Origin of the sequence: Psychrobium sp. 1_MG-2023, from assembly GCF_030689115.1 — a bacterium.
Classification (GTDB): domain Bacteria; phylum Pseudomonadota; class Gammaproteobacteria; order Enterobacterales; family Psychrobiaceae; genus Psychrobium.
In genome coordinates this window covers 43583-63358 of record NZ_JAUYVJ010000008.1, presented here as the reverse complement: position 1 = coordinate 63358, position 19776 = coordinate 43583, and the positions used below count along the sequence as shown (strand labels likewise).

The 19776-nt window shown below is 39.3% G+C and carries 19 protein-coding genes and 1 tRNA gene; 12 read left to right on the top strand and 8 right to left on the bottom strand.

Going from position 1 to position 19776, the window contains the following annotated elements:
- Positions 1 to 166: 166 nt before the first annotated feature.
- Entirely contained in the window at positions 167 to 634 is a 468-nt protein-coding gene (locus Q8W26_RS05960) for a YhcB family protein (protein ID WP_305472713.1), read from the bottom strand.
- Positions 635 to 934: 300 nt separating this feature from the next.
- Between Q8W26_RS05960 and zapE the strand changes: the two genes are divergently transcribed.
- The 8 genes from zapE to Q8W26_RS05920 all read left to right on the top strand — a co-directional run bounded on the left by zapE (position 935) and on the right by Q8W26_RS05920 (position 7563).
- Positions 935 to 2056, top strand: coding sequence for a cell division protein ZapE (gene zapE / locus Q8W26_RS05955; RefSeq protein ID WP_101214284.1), 1122 nt, complete (start codon positions 935 to 937; stop codon positions 2054 to 2056).
- A gap of 267 nt (positions 2057 to 2323) precedes the next feature.
- Complete coding sequence (gene rplM, locus Q8W26_RS05950; protein WP_101214283.1) at positions 2324 to 2752, top strand: 50S ribosomal protein L13; 429 nt, start codon at positions 2324 to 2326, stop codon at positions 2750 to 2752.
- Positions 2753 to 2768: 16 nt separating this feature from the next.
- Complete coding sequence (gene rpsI / locus Q8W26_RS05945) at positions 2769 to 3161, top strand: 30S ribosomal protein S9 (protein ID WP_101214282.1); 393 nt, start codon at positions 2769 to 2771, stop codon at positions 3159 to 3161.
- A 528-nt stretch (positions 3162 to 3689) separates the two neighbouring features.
- Positions 3690 to 4283 carry a ubiquinol-cytochrome c reductase iron-sulfur subunit gene (petA, locus tag Q8W26_RS05940; protein WP_101214281.1) on the top strand — a complete coding sequence of 198 codons (594 nt, stop codon included), beginning with the start codon at positions 3690 to 3692 and terminating at the stop codon, positions 4281 to 4283.
- Entirely contained in the window at positions 4283 to 5548 is a 1266-nt protein-coding gene (locus Q8W26_RS05935; RefSeq protein WP_101214280.1) for a cytochrome bc complex cytochrome b subunit, read from the top strand. The genes petA and Q8W26_RS05935 overlap by 1 nt, the downstream gene beginning before the upstream one ends.
- Entirely contained in the window at positions 5548 to 6294 is a 747-nt protein-coding gene (locus tag Q8W26_RS05930; protein WP_101214279.1) for a cytochrome c1, read from the top strand. The genes Q8W26_RS05935 and Q8W26_RS05930 overlap by 1 nt, the downstream gene beginning before the upstream one ends.
- A 157-nt stretch (positions 6295 to 6451) precedes the next feature.
- Positions 6452 to 7081, top strand: a complete 630-nt coding sequence (gene sspA / locus Q8W26_RS05925) for a stringent starvation protein SspA (RefSeq protein WP_101214278.1) — start codon at positions 6452 to 6454, stop codon at positions 7079 to 7081.
- Between the two features lie 5 nt (positions 7082 to 7086).
- Positions 7087 to 7563: a ClpXP protease specificity-enhancing factor gene (locus Q8W26_RS05920; protein ID WP_101214277.1), complete on the top strand. Its 477-nt coding sequence runs from the start codon at positions 7087 to 7089 to the stop codon at positions 7561 to 7563.
- Between the two features lie 32 nt (positions 7564 to 7595).
- Here Q8W26_RS05920 and Q8W26_RS05915 read toward each other — a convergent pair whose 3' ends face one another.
- Both Q8W26_RS05915 and Q8W26_RS05910 read right to left on the bottom strand, forming a co-directional pair.
- Positions 7596 to 8762: a GNAT family N-acetyltransferase gene (locus Q8W26_RS05915; protein ID WP_101214276.1), complete on the bottom strand. Its 1167-nt coding sequence runs from the start codon at positions 8760 to 8762 to the stop codon at positions 7596 to 7598.
- A 140-nt stretch (positions 8763 to 8902) separates the two neighbouring features.
- The gene (locus Q8W26_RS05910; protein ID WP_101214275.1) at positions 8903 to 9403 is read right to left on the bottom strand and encodes an RDD family protein; all 501 of its coding nucleotides are present in this window, start codon (positions 9401 to 9403) and stop codon (positions 8903 to 8905) included.
- Positions 9404 to 9642: 239 nt separating this feature from the next.
- Between Q8W26_RS05910 and Q8W26_RS05905 the strand changes: the two genes are divergently transcribed.
- Both Q8W26_RS05905 and Q8W26_RS05900 read left to right on the top strand, forming a co-directional pair.
- Positions 9643 to 9727 (top strand) — tRNA-Leu (locus Q8W26_RS05905).
- 883 nt (positions 9728 to 10610) lie between these two features.
- The gene (locus Q8W26_RS05900) at positions 10611 to 11168 is read left to right on the top strand and encodes a hypothetical protein (protein ID WP_101214274.1); all 558 of its coding nucleotides are present in this window, start codon (positions 10611 to 10613) and stop codon (positions 11166 to 11168) included.
- Positions 11169 to 11351: 183 nt separating this feature from the next.
- Here the strand turns inward: Q8W26_RS05900 and phaP are convergent, their stop codons facing one another.
- The 5 genes from phaP to Q8W26_RS05875 form a co-directional block, all read right to left on the bottom strand.
- Positions 11352 to 11723 (bottom strand): TIGR01841 family phasin, encoded by a 372-nt coding sequence (gene phaP / locus Q8W26_RS05895; RefSeq protein ID WP_101214273.1) that lies wholly within the window; start codon positions 11721 to 11723, stop codon positions 11352 to 11354.
- A gap of 244 nt (positions 11724 to 11967) precedes the next feature.
- Positions 11968 to 13890 (bottom strand): bifunctional diguanylate cyclase/phosphodiesterase, encoded by a 1923-nt coding sequence (locus Q8W26_RS05890; RefSeq protein ID WP_305472705.1) that lies wholly within the window; start codon positions 13888 to 13890, stop codon positions 11968 to 11970.
- 4 nt (positions 13891 to 13894) lie between these two features.
- Positions 13895 to 15478 carry a sensor domain-containing diguanylate cyclase gene (locus tag Q8W26_RS05885; RefSeq protein ID WP_101214271.1) on the bottom strand — a complete coding sequence of 528 codons (1584 nt, stop codon included), beginning with the start codon at positions 15476 to 15478 and terminating at the stop codon, positions 13895 to 13897.
- Complete coding sequence (locus Q8W26_RS05880; RefSeq protein ID WP_101214270.1) at positions 15471 to 15899, bottom strand: hypothetical protein; 429 nt, start codon at positions 15897 to 15899, stop codon at positions 15471 to 15473. The genes Q8W26_RS05885 and Q8W26_RS05880 overlap by 8 nt, the downstream gene beginning before the upstream one ends.
- Complete coding sequence (locus tag Q8W26_RS05875) at positions 15899 to 17128, bottom strand: porin (RefSeq protein WP_101214269.1); 1230 nt, start codon at positions 17126 to 17128, stop codon at positions 15899 to 15901. Before Q8W26_RS05875 ends, Q8W26_RS05880 begins: the two co-directional genes overlap by 1 nt.
- Positions 17129 to 17499: 371 nt before the next feature.
- On the opposite strand from Q8W26_RS05875, the gene Q8W26_RS05870 reads away from it, so the two are divergent.
- Both Q8W26_RS05870 and Q8W26_RS05865 read left to right on the top strand, forming a co-directional pair.
- Complete coding sequence (locus Q8W26_RS05870) at positions 17500 to 18468, top strand: ABC transporter substrate-binding protein (protein ID WP_153071490.1); 969 nt, start codon at positions 17500 to 17502, stop codon at positions 18466 to 18468.
- 40 nt (positions 18469 to 18508) lie between these two features.
- Positions 18509 to 19774, top strand: a complete 1266-nt coding sequence (locus tag Q8W26_RS05865; RefSeq protein WP_101214267.1) for a GGDEF domain-containing protein — start codon at positions 18509 to 18511, stop codon at positions 19772 to 19774.
- Positions 19775 to 19776 lie beyond the last annotated feature (2 nt).

The following is a 19776-nucleotide window of genomic DNA, read 5'->3' as shown; positions in this document are numbered from 1 at the left end:
ACGTATTAAGGACTACGTAAAATTATAATAGTTCCTAAAATATTGAAACCAAGAGTAAGATTGAAAGAAAAATGTAAGATTTTATAAAGACGGTCGGTGGTGTTTTAGCAAGAATATGGCTCATCATTCATCACGAAAACGAGATAATGAGCCAGCGTAAAGGTGCTTATGCGCTTTGTTTTACTTCAGTTTCTGGTTTAGCCGTTGCTTCGTCAGCATTAATGATTCCGTGTGAGCCATCGACGTAATCGTTAGGCTGTTCTGATTCATTATTTACTTGTGAACTTTCTGTTTTAGCTTGAACTTCAAGTTCTACCTCTTCGATTGCATCTTGTACAACTGATGTTTCCTTGGCGTCATTAAATGGAATTTTAATGGTCAGTTCGCTATCTGGTAGTAAGCTTTGCTGCGCTTGCGCCATGTGTTGGTAAACTTTACTATATTCTTGTGCCATATTACCTAGTAAATCTGCACTTGCAGCAAAGTGTTGCTCGACATCTTGTTTATATTGCGACAACTCAGCTTCTAACTGTTGGTTTTTAGCCTCGAGACTTGAGTCAGTTGAGCTACTGGTGGTTATCTTTGCAATAACAAAACCTGAAATACCACCTAAAAATAAAAGAAATAAAACCATAGATAAATCCATAATACCCCCCGAAGTATTATATAGTGCCGATCTAGTAGCTTGTGCTAATATTATCGGCTTTTAAAATACGTTATAAATGTTGTTGTTTTGAGTTTTTCTAAGGGATGTAGCTTTTTACTATTACTGTAATTTGCTAGAGCCTATTGTAAAAAAGCATTATAAATAAAGCCCTTTTGATAAGCTCTAAAATAACCCGATAGAACAAACAAAATAACTTGGTTAATCTAATTTTAGCGTGCAAGTTATAGATCAGCCACTAAAAACTTAAGTGAAGGAAACTAGCGACCGATGTCTCAGCTTACCCCGTTACAAAAATATCAACAAGACTTAACTCGTGACGATTTTAGTTATGATGCAGCACAAGAGAATGCGGTAAAGCAATTGCAACGTCTATATGACGAATTGCTAACAGCGCCTGTGGTTGAAAAGAAAACGGGTTTAGGAAATAAATTCAAAACGCTGTTTGGAGCGAAACCCCAGCAGCAGGCTGCATCGATTAAAGGACTTTATTTTTGGGGCGGTGTGGGGCGTGGTAAAACCTATCTTGTTGATACATTTTTTGAGGCGCTGCCGTTTGAGCAAAAGATGCGGGTGCATTTCCATCGTTTTATGCATCGAGTTCATCAAGAGTTAACACTGCTGCAAGGGCAAAGTGATCCACTTAAAGTGATTGCTAAAAAGTTCGCTGATGAAGCGCGAATTATTTGTTTCGATGAGTTTTTTGTTTCTGATATTACTGATGCAATGATTTTAGGTGGTTTATTCGAAGAGCTATTTGGTTATGGGGTTATCCTTGTTGCAACATCAAATATCATTCCTGATGATCTATATCGAAATGGGTTGCAGCGTGCACGTTTCTTGCCTGCAATAGCGCTTATTAATGAGCATACGGAGGTGGTTAACGTTGATTCTGGTGTTGACTATCGTTTACGAGCGCTAGAGCAAGCTGAAATCTATCACTATCCATTAGATGCTACCGCTGATAGCAATTTACTCACTTATTTTGAGCAACTTGCTCCTGAGCCTGGGCATGAGGTCGGTAGCATTGAGGTAGAAGGGCGCTCTATTACAGTGCGTTTAGATGCTGATGGTGTTTTGCTGGTTGACTTTAGGGCGTTATGTGATGGCCCACGTAGCCAAGTTGATTACATGGAACTGGCACGTTGCTACCACTCTGTCTTGCTCAGTAATGTTGAGCAGATGGGGCAGGGGGTCGATGATATCGCGCGTCGTTTTATCGCCATGGTGGATGAGTTCTATGAGCGTCGCGTTAAATTGATTATCTCAGCACAAGTGGCGATGGATGAACTGTATACTCATGGCCAATTAGAGTTTGAATTTAAACGCTGTTTAAGCCGTTTACAAGAAATGCAATCACATGACTATTTAGCGGAAGCGCACAAGCCATAATCGACGTTGTAGTAACTTATCGAGGGTGTGTGAGATTTGTTAGCTTTTTCTGTAATTAGTAGATGATTTTTCATTCGCCTTCTAGTATAATCCTGCGCCTGCCCAAGTAAGTTGTATTGTTCTTTTTCCCAAGAGAATACAGCGATCGCTTTCGAAGATTACTCGAAGGGGTAAAATTCAAGCACACTGGACATTGTTTTTAGCTTGCTTTGATTTATACGCGGCAGGTAAAAACATAAAATAGAAATTTTAAATGGGTTTTATATAATGAAAACTTTTAGCGCAAAGCCAGAAAGCGTAAAACGCGACTGGTACGTTGTAGATGCTGACGGTAAAACGTTAGGTCGTTTGGCTACTGAAATTGCTTCACGTTTACGTGGTAAGCACAAGCCTGAGTACACTCCACACGTTGACACTGGTGATTACATCATCGTTATTAACTGTGAAAAAATTGCCGTAACTGGTGCTAAGCGTACTGATAAAACATACTACCACCACACTGGTTTCATCGGTGGTATCAAGTCTATCACTTTCGACAAGCTACTTGATAAAGCTCCTGAGCAAATCATCGAGAAAGCAGTTAAAGGTATGTTGCCAAAAGGTCCTTTAGGCCGCGCAATGTTCCGTAAATTGAAAGTATACGCGGGTAACGAGCATCAACATGCTGCTCAACAGCCTCAAGTTTTAGACATCTAATACGGAATATAAGCAAATGGCAGATAATCAATACTACGGCACAGGTCGTCGCAAAAGCTCAGTAGCTCGTGTTTTCTTAAAAGCAGGTAGCGGTACAATCACTATCAACAACCGTCCTCTTGACGAGTTCTTCGGTCGTCCAACTTCTTGTATGGTTGTTCGTCAACCATTAGAGTTAGTTGAAATGACTGAAAAGTTCGATATCAATGTGACAGTTACTGGTGGTGGTACTACTGGTCAAGCGGGCGCAATCCGTCACGGTATCACTCGTGCACTAATGCAGTTTGATGAGTCTCTTCGTTCTGATCTACGTGTTGCTGGTTTCGTTACCCGTGATGCACGTAAAGTTGAGCGTAAGAAAGTTGGTCTACGTAAAGCACGTAAGAAGCCACAATTCTCAAAACGTTAATATCCTTTTTGTTTGGTTCTGTTTGCTGTATTGCAAACAGAATTTCAAATCGGTTCAAAAACCCAGCTTCGGCTGGGTTTTTTATTTTTTAAGCACAAAAAAATATTTATTAGACTAAATATCTACAGCGAGATCCATTTCAGGTGTAAGTGGTAAATCTAAGCAACGTCCAATTTCTTCTTTCCCTTATAAATCACTAGCTAACGACTTTTGTCCATAATTTAAAAGTGGTTATTTGTTGCGCTTTGTGTAGATATTTTGTTCACGCCCTTCTGGAAATTGATTTAAATTAGCAACTATTGAAGAATTAATCAGTTTTAACGACTAATTAGCTATGATTTTTACGTTCAAAACGCTTATAATTTGCTAAATTTCTGCTAAATAAGCAGAGGCATGTTTTATGTCAGACTGGAGCGTGGTTTTTAACCAGTTTTAGCTTGGCAGAATGTGTGAGTCGTGTATTAAAAATATAACCGTAAATTTGAGTGATGTTCCGTTTTTTAGGTCATCAAAACAGGAGATATGTGGATGAGTAGTGCGCCAGAAAATAATGGCCGTCGCCGCTTCCTAACCCTTGCGACAGCAGTGGTTGGTGGTGTTGGTGCTGCCGGTGTTGCTGTACCTTTTATCAAGTCATGGAATCCTAGTGAAAAGGCTAAAGCTGCGGGTGCTCCAGTGGAGTACGATGCAAGCAAAATGATGCCTGGTCAACTAGTTAGGGTTCAATGGCGTGGTAAGCCGGTATATGTAGTTCGCCGTACCAAAGAAGTGTTAGCTGAGTTAGAGAATGGGCATAATGATCAATTACGTGACCCAGGTTCTAAAGAGCCTCAACAACCAGACTATGCAGTTAATAGCCATCGCTCGGTAGAGCCTGAGTTCTTAGTTGCTTTAGGTGTGTGTACTCACCTTGGTTGTGCTCCTACTTACCATGCTGGTGATTTTGGTGAAGTGGTTGAGGGTGTGAAGAATGGTTTCTTCTGTCCTTGTCACGGTTCGAAGTTTGATATGGCTGGTCGTGTATTCCAAAACGTACCTGCACCATTAAACTTAGAAATTCCGCCTCACATGTTCAAAGATGGCACAACGTTGCTAATCGGCCTTGATGAAGGAGATGCATAATGTTGACAAATCTTGTTAATTGGATCGACAAACGAATTCCAATGACCGATACATGGAATAAGCATATTGCTCAATATCCAGCACCGGTTAACTTCAACTTTTGGTACTTTTTTGGCTCTCTAGCCATGCTAGTACTAGTTAACCAAATCCTTACAGGTGTTTGGCTAACGATGAACTACGTACCTTCTGGTGAAGGTGCATTTGCTTCTGTTGAATACATCATGCGTGATGTTGAATACGGTTGGTTACTACGTTATATGCATTCAACGGGTGCTTCTGCATTCTTCGTTGTTGTTTATCTGCATATGTTGCGCGGTATGATGTATGGCTCTTACCAAAAACCACGTGAATTACTGTGGTTATTCGGTATGTTCATCTTCTTGATCCTAATGGCTGAAGCATTCATGGGTTACTTATTACCATGGGGTAATATGTCATTCTGGGGTGCACAGGTAATCATCTCTCTATTTGGTGCGATTCCAGTGATTGGTGAAGACCTAACTACTTGGATCCGTGGTGACTATGTTATCTCTGGTGCAACGTTAAACCGTTTCTTCGCATTACACGTTATTGCATTACCATTAGTGTTAGTTATCTTAGTATTCTTACACATTGTTGCATTACATGAAGTAGGTTCAAACAACCCTGACGGTGTTGAGATTAAGCGTCCTAAGGGAAGTGTACCTGAAGATCAAAAGTCTAAGTTCAAGTTCCACAAACAGTTCTCTGATAAATACGACATCGTTGATGCAGTACCGTTCCACCCATACTACTCAGTAAAAGATATCATGGGCGTGGTCGGCTTCTTAATCGTATTTAGCTATGTAATGTTCTATGCACCTGAAGGTGGCGGTTACTTCCTAGAGAAGCCTAACTTTGAGCCGGCTAATGCACTGAAAACACCTGAGCATATCGCTCCAGTATGGTACTTCGGTCCGTTCTACACTATCTTACGTGTTGTTCCTGATAAGTTATTCGGTGCCGTAGCGATGTTTGGTGCGATCGTGATGTTATTCCTACTGCCTTGGTTAGATCGCTGTAACGTTAAATCAATTCGTTACCGTAGTTTAGCTCATAAGATTAACTTAGCTCAATTCTGTGTGTGTTTCGTTATCTTAGGTAAATTAGGTACTATGCCTGCAACTGATTTAGCTAACTTAGTTGGTGTTATCACTAGTATCGGTTACTTCGGTTTCTTCATCGCGCTGTTTGTTTACAGTAAAAATGAAAAAACTAAACCACTTCCAGAGAGGCTTGCACACTAATGAAAAAATTTATCATTGCTTTAGTTACTCTGTTGCCAACGCTTGCGTTAGCAGCAGGTGGCGGTGCTCCAACACTGAGTGCACCAATTGATCCTACGGATAAAGCTTCATTACAAAATGGCGCTAAGTTATTCATGAACTACTGTTTGGGTTGTCATGAAACTAAATATCAGCGTTATAATCGTATCGCTAAAGATTTAGATATTCCTGAAAATCTAATGAAAGAGAACCTTATTTTCACTGGTGTGAAAATTGGTAACTTAATTGAGAACGCTCCTACGGATGCAGCGTTAGGTAAATGGTTTGGTATTACGCCTCCTGACTTAACGCTAGTTGCTCGTTCACGTGGTACTGATTGGGTATATACTTACCTAAAAAGCTTCTATGTTGACCCAGAGCGTCCATTTGGTGTGAATAACACAATGTTACCTGGTGCGAGCATGCCGCACGTACTTCAAGGCTTACAAGGTGTTCCTACAGCAACGTTTGAGCTTGATGAGAACGGTGTTAAGCAAATTGTTAAGGATGAGAACGGTATCGTTATCACGACAACAGATGGTTCAGGCGAACTAAGTGTTGAAGAGTACGATAAAGCGGTTACTGATATCACTAACTTCTTACATTATGCTGGTGAGCCAAGCAAGCTTGAGCGTGAAAGCTTAGGTCGCTGGGTAATTGGTTTCTTATGTATCTTCTTCATCTTGGCTTACTTGCTGAAGAAAGAATACTGGAGAGATATTCACTAATTACTATTTCTAGTAATTAGCAAAATGGGAGCTTCGGCTCCCATTTTTTTGTCAAAATTTTATTTTTGCCAATTGCCCACATAGTTAACTGATAATGCTATAATCGGGAGGATTGTGATTATAGTACATATAAATTAAAAGATTTTGGAGAGTATCAATGGCCGTAACCGCCAATAAACGTTCAGTAATGTCACTCTACTCGGGTGTTAAAGACATGAAGAGTCATCAGGTTCGCATCGTGCTAGCCGAAAAAGGTGTTAATGTTGAAATTAAGCAAGTTGACCCTGATAACCTGCCAGAATCATTGATAGAAGTTAACCCATACAACAGCGTACCGACACTGGTTGATCGTGACTTAGTGTTATACAAAGCTGATATCGTGATGGAGTACCTAGATGAGCGTTTCCCTCATCCGCCGTTAATGCCTGTATATCCGGTAGCCCGCGCTAAAAGTCGCTTAATGATGCACCGCATCGAGTCTGACTGGTATTCTTTAGTTGAGTTAATTACTTTAGGCGGTTCTAAGTCTGAAGGTGCTCGTAAGCAACTAAGCGAAGAATTAACTGCGATTGCGCCAATATTTGCTGAAATGCCTTACTTCATGAGCGAAGAGTTCAGTCTAGTTGATTGCTGCCTTGCACCGCTATTATGGCGTCTACCAGAGTTAGGCATTGAACTTACGGGTAACGGTAGTAAAGAGTTACGTTTATATATGCAACGTGTATTTGAACGTGAATCATTCCAAGCATCATTAACTGATGCCGAGCGTGAAATTCGTTTAGGTTAATTACTATGGGTCCGAATCGTCCTTATTTGCTTCGTGCCTTTTACCAATGGTTACTCGATAACGATTGTACACCGCACTTAGTTGTTAATGCTGATATTCCCGGTGTTCAAGTGCCATTAGAGCATGTTAAAGATGGGCAAATTGTCTTAAATATTGCTCCTCATGCAATTGGTGATATTGAGATGAGTAATGAACGTGTGATTTTTAGTGCACGTTTTGGTGGTAAACCGTTTGAACTAATTATTCCAATGGCTGCTGTATTAGCTATTTACGCACGTGAAAACGGTGCAGGAACGATGTTTGAAGATGAACCTTTTTACCATCAGCAACTGGCAGAGGAAGTTGGTGTCAGTGATTTAGAGCCATTAACTGCGGTTTCTAGAGACTCTGATACTGAAGCTTCTGTAGATAAAAGTGATACTGATGAAGCGAAAAAAGAGCCGGTTAAAAAAGACCGCTCTTTTTTGAAAGTAATCAAGTAATTGTCATTACTCTAAACTATTCAAAGGAAGCGCTAAGCTTCCTTTTTTCGTTTAGACCACTGACACATAAACTCCCGCTTTAACAGCGCTAGTCGATTAGCAAAGTTTATAATTAGCCCTTTGATTGTGTGGCTATTACCAAATTGAACGCCAAATAAATCTTGTCGGTGGCTCATCCAGTCTGCTTTATATCGATCTGTGCCTGTAAGGAAGTCGATAGTGGTGACTTCATCTTTTTCAACGACATGCTCTGTTAAGAATGTGGATAAGATTGAGCCACACGAAAAAGCTTTATAAGCTTCGTCATAAGCAAGTTTATAGATATAGGCATGTTCATTAGCAACTAACCAGAGTTGCGCCGCCACAGGCTTCTCTTCAATACTTAATATACCTAAACGCAGCCAGCCTTGCTGTGAGGCAAGGTATATCAGTTGATTAATGAATTCGGGAAATGGCTCGCTCTTTTTCCAACTCTCGTTATAAACCGCGTGATACTGTGCGATCGCTTCATCTAATTGTTCGCCGCTTTGGTATAAATCTATTTGCCACTGATGTGATTTAGTAAGCTTTTTTGTTTTACGCTTAAGTGTGTTCTTTACTCTTGAAGAGCGACAGGTTAAATAATTGCTATATGTGGTGAGGTCAGGGTGATAATAGTTGTCTGTCAGCCAATAAGGTGTAGCGAAAAGGTTAATATTTGCAGCACTCTGCGAAAAGGCTTCCAACTGTGTGGGTTTTAGCGGTGAGATATCGATTAAATCCCAGCTAGTAAGCTTTTTTAATTCACCAAGTATTGCTGTTAATCCAGCAGCATGGTTGATCTGCGCATGGTTATAAATTAGATCATACTGCGGTGAGTAGTAATTGGTTAAGCTAGTTAGGGTGCGAAGCGTTAAACCATATTGCATTCGCGGTTGAGACAACAAAGGTAATATCGCAATAGTGTGGTTATTTTCGTCATTAAGGCAGGCAAAGTAGGGTTGTTGGTCTGCAGTTAATGCGTGCTCAGTAAGTACAGTAAACCAATCCTTATTGAGAAAAATATTGCTAGCCGTGTGCTGCTCAAGTAGCTCAAGTGCAGACGAAGAAAGTGCACTAAGATCATCGGCAAGCTGGAATGATAAGGGCGGGGCTATTACTGATGTGACGAGTGTATTGCTCTGTTGAAAACTATCTTCTATGCTCTTGTCACTGTCCATTTAGGGCCCTTAGTTTAATGTCTATTATTAAGGATTAGCACAAGAGTTGTACTCTAACAACTTATGGCAGAGTATTTAATGGATTTAAAGATATCAGCCGAACATAGGGTTCGGCTGTTAGAGAAGGGTTTGCGGTTTACTTATAGTCGTGTCCAATTTTGAATCTTATTCGCTTCTGGACTTAAGACCACCATTTCAGATCCCGACATGCGATCGGGTAAACTCATGCCTTCACTGTTTTTCGATAGTAGCCAAATGTTTCCTAAGCCAAAGAAGCTTGTACATAAACGGATAATGGCTTGGAAGGTTGTAATAGAACGGCCATCCATGCGTTGTACTTTTAAACGCCATGCTCGCATGCCAATTGTTTGACCGCCATGAGTCCAAAACCAAATAAAGAAGAAACATACTACAGCAATTAAATAGCCCGAGTAGACATCACTGGTGATCAAACAGCGTTGAATATCCATGGCGTCGTCACAGACTGTTGGGTTTAAGTTTGCCGCTAATGTTACAACTGCAAAACCAATAAAGTGAGCAATTGCATAAACTGCCATCGCAACTAAGAAATCATAAAGAAGTGCACCAAGGCGGCGCCCAAAACCGGCTCTTAAAAAGTCAGCGTGATCTTGATGTGTCATTGTTTTACAGCCTTACTGATAAATTTTGGCCATAGTTTATCAAAAGTACACGCACTTTGTTATAGCACAATAAGGATCAAGCGCTGGGAATGTGATAGTCAATTGACTAAATGCTGAGCATTTAACAATAATAGAGAAAATGATTCATTATTATTGTCTTAAGCCACTTGCCAAGATCAACATCGTGAGTATAATGCTTAGCCATACCGAGATAGTCTTATCTTGGTGCTACATGAAATGCCGGTATGATGGAATTGGTAGACATGACGGATTCAAAATCCGTTTCCTTCGGGAGTGGCGGTTCAAGTCCGCCTACCGGTACCATTTCGTGTAAGAACCTTGCCTAGTGCAGGGTTTTCTTGTTTTTATGCCTCTAAAAATTTTCCTTTTCATACCACTTCCTGTCGATATCCGGTAAAGCCATGTGCGGATTATGTGCGCATATAAATCCTACTTGATCCTAATCTATACCATAACCAACAATGTTAAGTGTTTACTCTTCTGGTCTTTCTCCGGTATTTTCCCTTTCTTTAGATACGCAATATACCAAATTACCCCAATTCGAATTGTAATCGAAGTGGGGTATTAAACTAGGTGAAACTGAGCAGTGTTCGTGATTTGCGCTAAGCAATGAGCAAGGAACGGCTCGAAGAAAGTCTCCAAAAATTCGGCTTATTGAAGACTAAAAAATAAAAAATTTCCTGTTCTATAATATTGTTAGTAAGCGCGGCGCTATTTTTGAGCTTTTTAGTTTTTGATTAAAAGCTAATAAAGACTCCTTGTTAACTTTTCTAACTACTTGCTCTTTCGTTATTGAACGTCGCTATACCTTACCACGTGAATTTGTTAGTTTCTTTGAAGCTCAGTTGTTCGTTAAACTTGAGCAGTAGTATAGATTTTTATGTTGTCGATGGTAGGTTAAAAGTTGTTGGGGGGTTCTCTTTGGTTGGTGGTTCTTGAGGCTAGTGCTACTTACATGTTTTGGTTATTTCTTGTTTGAGCGTTGCTGTCGGTCAGGGAGGTCTACGTTATAGCAGTATCGTAACCTTATATTTATCTTATGCATTGTTTTATAAAGGTTTTTAGTATGTGTGCGATAAGCTCGTATGGGATATACATATATTAATAGCTATTTTTACTATTGTAATACCCGTTGAAACAAGTTTAACTAAGTCAATTGGGACAGCAACATGAGAAAGGATTCGATATGAAAGTATATTACTTCGACTTTGAGAACTTGGGCTTTAAGGCTCTTGAGCCGCTCTCTGCATCCATAACCGACAAGGTCTTTGTCTTTTCAAATAATGAAGGCATTAAGCGCTACTGTGAGCGTTCTTTTTATCACTGCCTATCTGGTTACACAACAGGCCCTAATCAAGCTGATTTTTACATTATCGCCCATTTATCAAGGTTCCTTGAGTTAATGTCACAGAATGAGTTAGCTAATGTTGAGCTATTTATCTGCACGAAAGACAACCCGTTGGTAAGCGCCTTTGAGTTTCAATGTAACTTATATGGCGTTAATGCCATTGCTCCTTTTCAAATTGTTCCCGCTAATAATGTCGTTCAAATGACTACTGAAACGGGTGATGCTCAAGTTATATTATCTCTTTTAAATGAGCCGAAGTTAGGGGCTGAGTTAGAGCGTGAATCCAAACTGCGTCGCCCTGATTTTACCAAGTGCTTTAATCAGTTGATTGAAGAGGGGAAAGTTAAGCGTTCTACAAAGGATAAGAAGCATTGGGTTTTAGCCTCAAGTGCTTAGATATTTTACAGTAATTGTTATTTATCAAGACTATCTTGTGTCGATTAGGGAAATGGTAATGACATACCTAATGATTGACGCTTTAAATTAGCGATATAAAAACATTTACAGGCTCAAAAAGCCAGTATCGAAATACTGGCTTTTAAATAACAAGCTTAAGTTTGGCCTGTTTTAAGTCATCGATTACTTAGCAAAAACATTTGCTTCAGACACGGTGCCTTGAACTAAGCTAATGACTTCTTCAGATGTTTTAGTGACCACATCATAGGCTTCTTTAGTTGAAGCGGTTACTTTTTCTTGAAGTGCTTCAACGAAAACTTTCTGTGACTCAATAGCCGCTGCAAAATCAGTTTGCTCTGATAACGCTTTAGATTGAGCTACGCTGTCGTTCATGATTGTAGTCATTAATGCAGTTTGTTGATTAATCAGTTGCTCAACGGTTTTAGTATTCATTTCTACCAGGCTATTGAAAGGTTTCATAGCTGTTGTTACTTGATCTGCATTGTTGAAAGATTTAATTGCAGTATTAAATTGTTCAGTTAATTGTGTAAACATAATGAAGCTTCCTATAGTTATGCTGCGGTGCAGCATTTCGATTTGATGTAAGTATAGTTGGCTAAAAACTAATCGTCAATAGTTTTTTTGTTGCGGTGCAGCATTGTCGGTTGGAAGGACGTTTTCTTTAGGTTTATGTTGGTACTTTTCGTTGCATTTTTAGGTATGCTTTGTTGCGCACTCTTTGACGACAGAGCTACAAAGAGTGTTATAGATAGACTGGTATGAATTAAGTGATTTGAAATTAATTAATTTTTTTTATTCTGGTTTTGGTCGTTGTACTTGTTAAGAATTGTATAAACTGATCTGCTGGTAATGGCTTTGACCATAAATAACCTTGCCCAATTTGACAGTTTAAATTCGCTAGTTTGTTCATTGTCTTTTCATCTTCAATACCTTCAGCAACATTGATAATTCCTAGGCTTTCACTCATTTGGATGATAGCTTTAATGATATGGTAATCATGTTCTGATTCATTAACTTGGCGTACAAAAGATTGATCAATTTTTAGCGTTGATACATTAAATTTAGTGAGATAACCCAAATTTGAATAGCCAGTGCCGAAGTCGTCAATAGCAAAAGAGATCCCCTTGTTGTGTAACTCTTGCACTTGGGTTTGAATATGGTTGATATCATCGATTAACATTGACTCTGTTAATTCCAGTTCTAAAAAGTGAGCGGCTAAGCCTGCTTGATTTAGAGCTTTAAATATTAGTTGTGGGAGGTTGCCTCGCTTAAAGTCGCTGACAGAAAGGTTGATAGCGATACTTAAGTGTGGGAAGCCGAGGTTGTGCCATTCCTTGCAAGCTTTCGTTGCTTCAAGGCTGATCCATCGAGTAATCTCTGTGATGAGCCCAGACTCTTCAGCCAAAGTAATAAACACATCAGGTGAAACCATGCCGAAGTCGGGTCTATTCCAACGGATTAATGCTTCTGCACCAATGACGTCTCCATCTGTTAGGTCCACTTTAGGTTGATAATACAGTTCAAACTCTTGGTTCTTAATTGCTTGTTTTAAAGCCTTGGCTAATTGGTAGCGAGCTGCGGCAATGCTAGCCATTTCTTGTTCGAAGAATTGATAGCCCAAGTCACTGCTTACGTTATAAAGTGCAATGTGTGATTTCTTACGTAACGTGTCTAGATCACTGCCGTCAAAAGGTGCTGTAGCCACGCCGATGGCCCCTGAAACTTCGATATCGTACTCTGAGATTCTGAAGGGCAGAGTGATTGCTTGAAAGATTTGTTCGGTTATACCAATGGCTTCTTGATGGTCATGACACTCTTTTAAAATAACAAATTCATTTCCTTGAAAGTGGTAAACACTAGTACTAGCAGTTTCAAGAGTCCTAAGACGTTTGGCGATCTCAACAAGTAACTGGTTGCCAACACTATGGCCAAAAGTATTGTTAATTGAGCGTAAATGGTGAATATCTAATGTAATAAACGCTAAATCGTCACCACTTGCTGAGGCTTGTGCTATTAGGCCTGAAAGGTTCTCATTGCACAGTTGTTCATTTGGCAGTTCGGTTAATTGATCGTAGTTACCCCGCTGTCTTGCATTAGCTAGCTCGTTTGCAAGTGTTTTATTTTTTTTTGTTATTTTTCGCAATAATAGTTGAAAGTCATTTGCAAAAAACATTGCATTGAGAGTGAAAAATATAATAATCACCGACATATCGATAGATCTTGCCCAATAGGAGCCATCGTCGGTTTGTAACACGGGGGTAATTAAACCAACGGTTTTTGCATAGGATAAAAATACTAGCGTTGCAATGATAAATAACAACATAGGAATATATATAAGCCGACTGGTTAGCATGACTGAAATAACCATCAGGCAAGGCAGAACAATGATGGCAGAATTATAGAGTCCGCTATTATTCCATAAGATATAGACCGTTAAGATAATTAAGCCCCACAGCAGCATGGCGGTAATAATATTGGTTGTATCGGGCGTAATGAGATAATACAAGCCAATCACAACAACCAGAGAAGCGGTTAGAGCGTATGCGCTAGGAGTAATAACATCGGCACTGAAGCTGCGAATAGCTAATAATGAAAGTGCGATAAAGAGCAGCTTCATGACTAATCTGAGTTGATTAACTCGTTGTATAGAGCTGAAGAATGTTGATGACTTAATAAAGAATTGAGCTAATTGCTTATTCATCAGGCTAATCTTGCTCAGATGGAGTATCTTCATCGCTAAACGAAACGTAATGCTCAGCACTTTTTTTAGTTTTAGCTCGATACATTGCTTGGTCTGCACTTCTGATTAATGCTTCTAGCGTCGTTTGATCGTCAGGGAAGGCAGCCACCCCCATACTAGCACCAACACTAACACTCTTATTGGCGTTTGATAAATAATGTTGTTTTTCAATGTGCTGCTTTAGCTTCTTGCAGATTCCTTTAATGTCTTCATTTGATGTAACATTGGGTAGTACAACCACAAACTCATCGCCCCCCCAGCGTGAAGCAATGTCCTCTTTACGTAATGATTTAACTATCTGACTAGCGACATGGGTCAATATTTCGTCTCCAGCATCGTGTCCATAAATATCATTAATCGGCTTAAAACCGTTAAGATCAAGTAAGATGATGGCAAATGGCGTCCCATCGTTTATTAACTGTGTTAACTGATATTCAGCTGCTTGGCGGTTAAATAATTGCGTTAATTTGTCGTAATTAGCTTTATGAGAGAGTCGATCAATTTGCTGTTTACGCTTTGAAATGTCGTGCAGTGTTACCTGATTATATTCTTTAAAGTCTTTGCTAACCGTCGCGGTAATGACGGCCTGAACCCAAAAGCTCTTATCAGAGTTTTTGGCTTTTAGCTCAAACTCTCCCGTCGCCACTTCTTCATTGGAAAAGGCACTTTTTACGGTGAGTGCCAAAAGTTTCTTATCTGCGAATAAGTCTTGAAGGTAGGGGCCATAACTTTTCTTTAGTGGTAAACCTAACTTGGTTAGAAGTTCCCTAAATGATTGATTATATAGTAAAATGTTCCCGCTTGATTCAACAAGAGCAATCGGGTTTGTCGCGTTTTCAAATAACATTCGAAAACGATTCTCTAACACCTCAACTTCATTACGTAAGCTGCGCTCATTAAAAAACTGCTCTTCAGTTTTTTCTAGTAACTTATTTATATCATTGACTAAAACACCTAACTCACTTTGTTGATGGTTTTCTGGGGTTTTAATCCGTTGATCTGTACCTGGAACGGTATTATGTAACGATTTACCAATGCCAAGTATTGGACGAGTAATAACAAAAAAAGCAACCAAAATAGTGATAATACTGATAATGGTAACCTCGATCGTGAGGGCAACTGCATTATCAAAACTAATGGCATCCGCTTGGTCTCTGATATGCGTTAAATTAGGCATAATCGACAAACGGCCAACTTCTCTATCCTGTTCAAATGGGGAAAAGAGCCTAAAGGAGACGACATTTTCATTATCAGTATACCCTTTAGAGCTGATGTTAAGCTTTGAGGTGTTGATTGCCGCCCCATTAATAATATCATTGGATGTTAGCCCATTGATAACTTCGTTCGCCAGCTCACTATCTTCAAGGTATGTGGCTATCGATGCTGTCGCAGAAACTGTTTTATGCAGTTGTTCAATGGATTGATAACCGTCTGCTAAATTATTTTTGTAGTTGATGCTGTAAAAAAGTTGGGTCGATATAAGTCCTACTGCTGCTGCAGTAAAAATAATAACAATCGCTAAACGTAAAACGAGTCCACTTTTATTCATTTAATTCGTATACAACTTTTAAGTTTGCTGTTACTTGTGATCGAGGAAGGTATGAGATCGCCGACGTATCATTACTCATGTATGTTAATAAGCTCTCTTGATTGGGTTGTTCAATAGCGGCTCTTGCACGCCCAGTAAACTTTAATCTTGACCAGTACGCATTTATTCGGGCTAGTGACATACCCACGAGTTCTGAATAAAAAGCTTTTTTGATCTCTGATTTATTATTTAATTCAACTGGTGTGGCTTTATTACCATCAGGAAAAACAACATATTTCCCCATGAATAAGTCAATCACTTCCGAGTGATTCATTTTTTCAATAGGGTTGTTTTTATTAACGACAACAACTAGTTGCTCTGCGTGTGCAGGTACAGCCAGAACGAATGCAAAAATGATTGAGGTGATAAGTAATTTTTTCATTAAAACACAAAGCTCACATTAAACATTGTTGTATGAACAGTCTCTGCGGAACTATCCTGTGCTTTTTTTACCCATAAAGTGCCGCCATGCTCATTGATGTTGGTTACATTAAATTGCAATGTCGAAGCAATATTATTACTTAAGTTCCAACGCCAACCAATAGAACTGGTATCTTGGTTAGATGCGTAAAAATTGACTGCGTCAGTAAAAGCCATATATAACTCTGGAATTAGTGCAATATTGACATTGTCATCGCTGATATCAAATGCGTTAGAGCTAGTTGAGCTGTAAAGCATAAAGAAACTATGTTCATCATGCTGGTATGTTAGACCGGCGTACATACTAGAGATGGTAGGAATCAGTTTTACTTTGGCATCAATGCGTGAAAACTCAGCGGTAAAACGCCAGTTATCCCAATCATAACGGCCACTCACAGATGCGTAATTACTTTTTGCACCTTTAATCAATAACTCCTCACTGGTAGCGATACTGTTTGGCCAAATGAATTCGGGCATAAGAGCAACCTGAGTTGCAATAGCTTTATTTGAGTTTGCCTCATTAGCAAAGGTGACTTGACTGAAATTAGCGTTCAACGCCCAGTTAAACTTATCGTAAGATAATGATAACCCTAAGACATCTTTGATTTTTATTGTTTCGGTTACTGATTTCGAGGATATTTCTGCATCAGCCATTCCCGTAAAGAGCTTGGTCTTTAAGGTCCCATTATTAAGGCGATGTGTATAAGTGACATCGGCGCCATCGATACTGCGATAGGGGATTATTCCATAGACTTCATTTGGAGGGGTTGCCCAAGTATAGGCGAAATCGACATCTCTGAATTCAGTGAGCAAGAATAGATCGGGAGCTGTTCGGCCAATTCTAAAGGTCCATTGTGGGGACGCTTGGTAGCGAATGAATGCTAAGGTTAGAAAACGGTCAAAGCTAGGCTTGGTGACTTCTTTTAAAATGGTCTGCCCGATAAAATCAATATCATCGGAGATTGCCGCATCGACTTGTAAGCCTAATAGTGAATCTGTTTTAAAGTCTAATGAGCCAGAAAACGCTCCATCTTGACTACCAACATCTTTTCTATAGCCGTATAAGTCAGAATCAGAGTAAATAACACCCAGTGTACCAAAGCCACTAAACTTTATATTTTGGTTCTGTGCTAACAACGGTGCAGATAAAAGCACCGCATAGAGCGTAATGAATATAGTTCTTATTTTCATATAGATACGACTTTAATGCTAATGATATTTTTATATGATGCTAACCTAATAAAGGTCAAAAATCTAGCGTTCTTAATAACCCAAGCTATATAACTTATTACTGATTAGGTAAACACTTATTGGGATGGCTAAATTATAGTAGATATACCGCAGAGGTAAAATTTAATCACTCGGAGTTAATGGTTTCTTGGAATTAATTAGTTCTTCTTGAGCTCTTTAATAATGCACGTCTATCGACAGCTTTTATGATTTACATCAGGTTAATCTGCTGCTTATTTGACCATTGTTGTGGTTAAGTTGGCTATACTGTAGATGCGGAGTCTATTCAGAAGGTTGATGAGTTGTTAAATGTAAATATTTTAGTGCGCTACATGTGGCTAATTTCGGGTTGTTTTCTGGTTGCTTGTAGTGAACAAAATACGACGCCTAATACATCAAAAGAAGTCGTCATTGCGGTCTCCAAAACCCCGCTCTCAAGTCCGTTTTATGTCGCACAGAAGTTGGGCTATTTTGATAAGTTATGCGGTAATGTTGTTATTGATGATACTGTTGGAGGTAATAATTCGTTTAAAAAAGTCCTCGAAGGGCAAGCGGACTTTGCCACTAGTTCAGATTCGGTAATGATGTTCCAGGCCTTAAAGGGAACAGAATTTGTTAACTTGGCTACTTTTGTACAATCAGATAATGATGTGAAAATTTTGGCATTGCGCACTAGCGGCATAGTGACAGGAAAAGACTTAATCAACAAAAAAATTGGAGTGACAAAGGGGGCCGCAGGAGAGTATTTATTAAGTACTTATCTTGCGATGAGGGGGATTAAAGTCAGTGACGTTGACGTTATTGATTACGCCCCCAATGCATTAGTGTCGGCGCTGAATAACAACGATGTTGATGCCATAGTACCTTGGGAACCCTATGCTTATCAGTCAATAAGTTTACAACCTCAACAAATCAAGGCGATGAATACAAAAAACCTATATTCATTAACGTTCAATTTATTGTCACTGAAACTCCATGATAGCCAGCGTCAATCCGATGCGGCGTGTATTTTAAATGCTTTAGACAGAGCGATTCAGTACATAGCTAGCGAACCAGAACATGCCAAGCAAATTGTGATGGAACGCTTAAGTTTAACTCAAGATTTTATTGATTGGGTTTGGCAAGACTATATTTTTAAATTGAGCTTAAATCGTTCTTTGATTTTAAGCTTAGAGTCTCAAGCAGTATGGGCCATAGAGTCTGGGTTAGTCGACGTTAAAGTCGCGCCTAATTTTGGTTTGCATATTGAGACTAAGGTACTAGCGAAAATAAACCCACAAGCCGTCACAATACAGCATTAATGGATTAAATTATTAATATAATACAAGGTACTTATAAATAATGGGGCTAACGAAACGGTTATATTTATTAATCATTAGTGCTTGTGTATTCTTTGTATTTATTATTACAAGCTTATTGCTTTCTTGGCAATCAGTGAATCTCGCCCTAGAGCGCTTTAGTTATTCGCAGCAAGTGAATACGAGTGTAAATCTATTAGCACATAACATATTTACTAATAAGCTGCCGTCCTTTCGCGCTCAACCGCATTTTTGGGTTCAGAACCATAATAACTTTTCATTAATTTTAAATTCACCACCTGCTCTGTCTCCTAACATGCTCTCTTTACATAACAGTATTGTTAGCCAAAATCGCAGTATGTTAATTTTATACCAACAATTAATAGCGCTTGATGAAGGTGATATAACACAGGTTGTTAAAGAGCACCTGATTGAGCGCTTATTAATTCAAGTGGAGTCGATTAAAGAGGATTCACAACATCTCGCTAGTATTGTGAGTAACGATATTGAAGAAGTGACAACCCAACAGTTATTCATAAATGCAGTCGTGCTTACTTTTGGTGTTGCAGGCTTGATGTGGGCGGTACTGATAATTAACCGACTATTAAAAACCTCAATAGCAGATATACAGCGAGGTATTAATGAGATAAACATCGGTCAGGTCGCCAAGGTCGAACTATCATATAAGACGGAAGAGTTTGCGTTGTTCGCCGAAAAATTTAATCACATGAGTGAGCTATTAAATAAAACCACAGTATCAAGGGATAAATTACAAGAGCTTGTTGAACAACGGACAGAAGTATTAAAGCAATTATCTAATACCGACCAGTTGACAGGCGTTGCCAATCGACGAGCATTGTTTGAACGTGGAGTGATGGAATTTAATCGTGCTCGGCGACACCAATCGTCATTATCGATTTTGCTCTTGGATTGTGATTATTTTAAACAAGTTAATGATAATTACGGGCACTTAGTTGGAGACCAATTACTACAACACTTATGTCGTGTCTGTAAAAAAGAAATTCGTGAGGTAGACTTTTTGGGTCGATATGGCGGGGAAGAGTTTATCATTTTATTACCTCACTGTGATATCGCAGGGGCTGAAGAAAACGCAAGTCGTATCCAGAGTTCATTGAGGATTAATCGGTTCCATACCGACACGCATAATATTTCAGTAACGATCAGTATCGGAGTGGCAACGCTAGTTGATGGTTGTAATTCGTTTGATGAGTTATTACACAGCGCTGACAAGGCGATGTATTTAGCCAAAGAGAATGGCAGAGACCGGATTGAGTTAGCTAAATCATAATA